This window comes from Streptococcus suis (assembly GCF_024509555.1).
Lineage (GTDB): Bacteria > Bacillota > Bacilli > Lactobacillales > Streptococcaceae > Streptococcus > Streptococcus suis_AD.
The window spans coordinates 1-7,061 of the sequence record NZ_JAMWEL010000035.1; the positions used below are offsets into that span (position 1 = coordinate 1).

A 7,061-nucleotide genomic window follows, 5' to 3' on the forward strand; every position below is an offset into this window, starting at 1 on the left:
ACTGGAACTTCGACAACTTTCTCAACACCGTCTGTTGTGACAGTGACTGGGATCGTAATCTCACGTGTTTCTTCGTCATCTTTCCAATCTGTGATGTCTGGTGTACCTGTCAACTTGCCGTTTTCATCTACTGAAATGCCGTTAACTGGTGCTGATGGGGTAATCACTGTGTTTGGTGATTCCGGTGTAACAACTGTTGTATCTGGAACTGGCTGACCTTCAACTACCGTTGTTGGAGTTACGGTTGTATCCGTATTTGGTGTCTTAGGATCTTTATCAGTCTCATCTGGAATACCATCGCCATCATCATCTTTATCTGTCACATCTGGTTGACCATCGCCATCTGTGTCACGTTGGATGGTGACTGGAACTTCGACAACTTTCTCAACACCGTCTGTTGTGACAGTGACTGGGATCGTAATCTCACGTGTTTCTTCGTCATCTTTCCAATCTGTGATGTCTGGTGTACCTGTCAACTTGCCGTTTTCATCTACTGAAATGCCGTTAACTGGTGCTGATGGGGTAATCACTGTGTTTGGTGATTCCGGTGTAACAACTGTTGTATCTGGCACGGGCTGACCTTCAACTACCGTTGTTGGAGTGACTGTTGTACCCGTATTTGGTGTCTTAGGATCTGTGCCGTTAGTTGTCTCTACAGTATCTGGGATACCGTCGTTGTCATCATCTGTGTCTGTTACATCTGGTTGACCGTCGCCATCTGTATCACGTTGGATAGTAACTGGAACTTCGACAACTTTCTCAACACCGTCTGTTGTGACAGTGACTGGGATAGTGATCTCACGTGTTTCTTCGTCATCTTTCCAATCTGTGATGTCTGGTGTACCTGTCAACTTGCCGTTTTCATCTACTGAAATGCCGTTAACTGGTTCAGATGGTGTAATCACTGTGTTTGGTGATTCTGGTGTAACAACTGTTGTATCTAGAACGGGCTGACCTTCAACTACCGTTGCTGGAGTTACGGTTGTATCCGTATTTGGTGTCTTAGGATCTGTGCCGTTAGTTGTCTCTACAGTATCTGGGATACCGTCGTTGTCATCATCTGTGTCTGTCACATCTGGTTGACCATCGCCATCAGTGTCACGTTGGATGGTGATAACAGCTGTATCAGTAACTGGTGTGCCTGTCGCATCTGTCACTGTAGCAGTAACTGTAACTGGTACTGAATCCTGACCTGCTGGAATCTCTGCGCCTGTTGGAGTACCCTCGATTTGCTTAGTCGTTGGATTGTAGGTCAAGCCTGCTGGCAAGCCTGTGACTTCAACTGTTGCTTGTGTGTCATCTGTTGTGACAGTGACTGGGATTGAAGTGATTGGTTGACCTGCAACAACTGTCGCATCATCAACAGTCACGGCTGATGTATTCGCATCCTTTGGATTGGCATCCTGTGTATCTGGGATACCATCGTTGTCATCATCTGTGTCTGTTACATCTGGTTGACCATCGCCATCTGTATCACGTTGGATGGTGATAACAGCTGTATCAGTAACTGGTGTGCCTGTCGCATCTGTCACTGTAGCAGTAACTGTAACTGGTACTGAATCCTGACCTGCTGGAATCTCTGCGCCTGTTGGAGTACCCTCTATTTGCTTAGTCGTTGGATTGTAGGTCAAGCCTGCTGGCAAGCCTGTGACTTCAACTGTTGCTTGTGTATCGTCGCTAGTTACTGCAACTGGGATTGGAGTGATTGGTTGACCTGCAACAGCTGTCGCATCATCTACAGCAACTGTTGATGTATTCGCATCCTTTGGATTGGCATCCTGTGTATCTGGGATACCATCGTTGTCATCATCTGTGTCTGTTACATCTGGTTGACCATCGCCATCTGTATCACGTTGGATGGTGATAACTGCTGTATCAGTAACTGGTGTGCCTGTCGCATCTGTCACTGTAGCAGTAACTGTAACTGGTACTGAATCCTGACCTGCTGGAATCTCTGCGCCTGTTGGAGTACCCTCGATTTGCTTAGTCGTTGGATTGTAGGTCAAGCCTGCTGGCAAGCCTGTGACTTCAACTGTTGCTTGTGTATCGTCGGTCGTTATTGCAACTGGGATAGCTGTGATTGGCTGACCTGCAACAACTGTCGCATCATTAACGGTAACTGCTGAAGTTGTTGGTGTCTTAGATTGTGCATCACGTTCATCTGGGATACCATCGTTGTCATCATCTGTGTCTGTTACATCTGGTTGACCATCGCCATCTGTGTCCAACTTGAAGACTGCAGTTGTAGTATCTGTTGACTTATCTGAATAGGTAACGGTTACTGGAACTTCAACAGTTTCAACTGTTGCACCTGTTGGTGCTGTCAATGTCACTGCACCGGTAGAAGGATCAATAGTTGCAGTATAACCAGTTGGCGGTGTGTAGCTTGAAGGAATAGCATAAGTTGCACCTGTTGGTGCTGTTGCAGACTGACCATCGGCATTTGTGAATGTCGGAGGTGTAGTAGCCGAAGCACCTGGGGCCACCACATTCTCGGCATAAGCCGGTGTCAAGCCATCCTTTTGTGGTGCTGGAATAACAACAGTTACTGGTACATCTTTATAAACATTTGAGTCTGTGATAACACGGACTGTAACTGTGTGAGTACCTACTGTTGTTGGAATTGTTTGACCTGGCGCCAATACCTTGCGGTAACGGCTATCGATTGCAGCGTCCATAGTGTTACTGTTACCTGTTGCAACAGTGACATTATCAAGAATCTCAGCCTCTGTTACACTTTCACCAACTGCCTTGGTAATAGTCGCTCCAGCGGTAGCATCAAGTACGTAAGTTTCCATCTCATCGTTACGTGGGAAGAGGTTTGTTGTAGCCCCCGTACCATCTGTAACTGTCAAGCCACGAGAGTAGACTCCGATTGCATCAACTGAAGGTGTACCTGAAGCATTACCGTCGATATCAATTGTAATACCAATGCTAGCTGGATTAAAGACTGCCGTATTAACATCTGTTTCACGAGTAACTGCTACAGAAGTAAGTCCCTCTGGATCTTGCAGGGTTACTACGTTTACCTTGTCATCAGCTGTAGAAGTATCTACATTCGTACCCGAATCCACGGTTTTGATAGCTGTATTGTTGAACACATAAAGTGGTTGCTTGTCTGTAGCCGTTGTTGGAGTATTAGCAGGATACTCAACTGTTACCCAGTTGTAAATATCTTGACCATAAATGTTACGTGTACGAACATTTACTTCGTATGTACCAGAAGTAGGAAGGGTCGCAGTAGTTGCATTCGTCACATCAGTACCGCCAACAGCACGATAACCAACAACTTCACGAGTGTATTCATTAGTTGGTACCGTTGGAATCACATCATGTGCAGCCGTATTGTTAGGGAATTGTGTACTGCTAGTAACGATTCCTAATTTGGCAAAGATTTCCTCATTCGTTACCGCTTGACCAACAGCTGTCTTCGTAACAGGGGTAGTATCAACCTCTTTATCCGTATAAGCGTAAGTCATAAACGGATTACTTGTTGATTTTGCGCCCAACGAGTCCGTTGCTACAATACGACGAGAGTGGAATCCACCAGCTTCATGGTCGAAATAACCTTCAAGTTTGCCATCTGTGCCAACTGTCAAGTTTGAACCTAAAGTAGTTTCAACTCGTGGTTCTGCAGCGTTATTGTCATAGGTAATCGTCACAGGGTTATTATTTTCTGGATCTGATACGCTGACAACTGTCTTAGTGGCATTAGCTTTATCGATAACAGGAGCATTTCCTGCTGCAGTTTGTCCTGCTGCGTTAGTAGCTTCTGTAGTGCCTTCTGTCTTACCAAATACAAAGATATAGTGATCTACTGTACCATTTTGATAAACAGTGGTATTTGTATCCGTACCAACTTCTGTAATATCTGGTGCTTCGTTGTATTTTACGGTTACCCAGTTGTAGATATCTTGACCGTAAACGTTACGGGTACGAACCTTAACCTCATACTCACCAGTTGTTGGTAATTGATCTCTAGTTGCTTCTGTATACGTACCACCTTGCTTGTAACCTACGATAGTACGTGTGTATTCGCTCTCTGGAATTGTTGGAACGGTTTTACCGGTATTAGGATATCCTGTACTTGTAACAGCAATTCCTAGTTTAGAGAAGATTTCAGCATCTGTAACTGCTACACCTTCGTTTTTAGTAACAGCAGTGGTATCAACTTCCTTATCTGTATAAGCATAAGTGTAGAAGGCGCTACTAATTGTAGTTGCATTAGCTGCATCTGTTACTTTTACACGACGAGTGTAGTATCCACCCGCTGTATGAGCAAAGGAACCTTCAATTTTACCATCTGTACCAAGTGTCAAATTGCTACCCAAAGACGTTTCCGTTCTTGGTTCAGCAGCATTGTTATCATAAGAGATTGTCAGGTTAGTACCTTCAGGATCTGACATGGTCGCAAATGTTTTGGTAGCGTTAGCCTTATTGATAACTGGAGCGGCATTTGTCGTACCTGCTTCTGTCTCTGTCGTTCCCTCTGTTGTACCAAAAACAAACAAGTATTTGTTATTGGTGCTGTCTGAGTTAAGCTGTGTTCCCTCTGTGCTATTTACTGTAACTACAGGTGCTTGGTTCACGGGATCTGTCACACCTGGAGTTGCCACATAGTATGCACGGTTATCAGTACCTGCACGGAATCCAGCCATGAAGGCCATGTTCGCTGGTTTTTTACCATCCCTTGCCGTGGCTGTAATCGTATACTTGTATGCTCGTGTTGTTACATCCAATTGATCACGGTATAAGGTTCCGACTTGATCATTGATGTTAGCTGCGTCCACTTCAACACCAGTGGTATTGTCACGGGCATTATTATATGGATAAAGTGCTCCCAGAATGTTACCATTACTTCTACTAAAGTACTGTCTCTCTCCACCAACCCATGTTCCTGCATTCCAGCTTCCATCATCTACCCATGCTGAATTAGCATCAGAACGCTGTTGACGAACAATTGTAACACTAGTTGTATCAACTTCATTACCGAGCGCAAATTCATGATAGGCTTTACCATAACCAGTTGAATTAATCTCATTAACGATAAATTCATACGTAATCGTTTGACCGTTCACACTGATATTTGATACACGTACATAATCAGGTACCCGGCTATTCATATCTTCATAGAAAGATACATTGTAGGTTGCATTTGTGCTTACTGTTGCTGAATTTGTACTTGAAACTGCCAACTGAGCTGTCAGAACACTATCTTCATCAACCTTAAGCATTTCATCTGCAAGCGCCAAAGTACTTGCTTTGACAGTTTCAACTGTTGTATCTACTACTTCTTGTGTTGCTGAAGCATCATTTAAGACAGCTTGTGCTTCTTTAGCTACTTCCTTGGTTTCTTGAGCTGCTGCTTCAAGACTAGTATTTCCAACTTGTTCTTTAGCTACTTGACGAAGTGCTTCGTCTGACAACAAGTCTGCCTCAGATACCACTTGCTCAAGTACTTCTTTATTTGCAAGTTGTGATTCAGCAATTTCTTCTTCTTCAGACTTCTTAACCACTGCGAAAGACAAGATATTGATTTGGTTTTCAACTAATTGCTTGGTCAATACAGAAGACTGGCCCACAGCCAATTCATAACCTGAAGGAATATCATTTGCAGAGAAGCTAACTTCTTTTGTTGCAACACCATCTTTAGACTCAGCAGTCACAAGACCAGCTGTTTTACCAACAACTTGCCCCTCAGAATCAGTGTAACGCACCTCGTAAGCAAGAAGAGCCAATGCAGACAAGCTGTTAGTATTTTTCGTCACAGCCTCTGTCACTTTAGTAGGTGCTGGAGCAACCATTGTTTCTGACATTGCACTATCTTCAACAGGAGCTTCAGAACTTGAAACAGTTTCAGTCACTGAGTTTAGATTTTTTGCTGCCTCCGAACTTGCTTTTAAGCCTGTTTCAGAACTAACATTTGTCACCTCAGAACTTCCAACTGTTGCAGATGATTCTGACTTAGAAGTTTCTGACACAGTTTCTACCACTGGTTCTGTAACAACTTTTTCAACAGTAACTGTGAAAGTATTGTCTTGGTTTTCATAGACAAGCACCTGTCCCAAGCCGGCAATTAGCTTGTAATCTGTCGGCACTAAATCCTCACCAAGTTCTGCAAAGGCTGAAGCAACCTCGCCACTTGTTGTCACATCAACAGTTCTAACTTCTGTTTTAAGAACTGCACCTTCTGTATCAACAACCTTAACAGTATAAGTAAGCGATACATTTCTTACCTCCGGCGTGGCAACAACTCCCTCTGTAACGCTTGTTTCTGTACTATTGCCCAAAGTTTCCAACTGCACACTCGAAGATGAGGTTACAGTAGTTGCTTCCGATTCAGTATTTGCATGAACAACAGGACCACCTGCAATAGTCGCACCAAATACAACGTTGGCAATAAGAGCGGACGCCAAACCGAAACTATATTTTCGGAAAGAGAATCGCTGTTCATTTCGGAACATATTTTTATCTCTATTTGACATAAAAATCTCCTTTTCACTGGATTCAAACCAGATTAGTATTTGTCTAGCCTTAAAAATCGTATAAAAATACAGTGTAATAGAATAGTAAATGTGACTATCTAATTTTAAAACTCAAAAAAAGACCCCCCAACATTTTTAAAAATGGGAAAAGATACTTACAATTAAATATAAGTGCATGAAAATCTATCAAAACACTAACTTCTTACGACCTTTTAAAGACTCTTTGACATATCAAAATTTTATCATGGAATAGATTAAATGAGCAAGTAATTATGTTCGTTTTTTCCTTTATTTTCAAGATAAATGGTAGATATTTACATATTTTCTGTATATTGATATAACCATTTGCAATCTCACATTAGAAGCCTGTCGATTTATTGAAGTTATTCTTTAACTTAAGAAAAAAAACGCATAAAGTCACGTTACAAAAACAGTGACCTTACACGTTTTATCGGCTCTATAATTTCTGTAGTGGGTAAATCCACCATGGAAATTATGGAGCCTTTTTGAGTATAGAAAAAAAGTCCCATATGACCTATAATGAAAAGTGCTCAAACTATCATTTTAGAAAGACTC

1 protein-coding gene is annotated in these 7,061 nt (G+C 42.6%); it reads right to left on the reverse strand.

The genetic code is table 11. The features are described from left to right. The coding region (locus NF418_RS10165) for a YPDG domain-containing protein (RefSeq protein ID WP_256779516.1) at positions 1-6,485 on the reverse strand (6,485 nt) is incomplete at its 3' end. Positions 6,486-7,061: the final 576 nt, after the last annotated feature.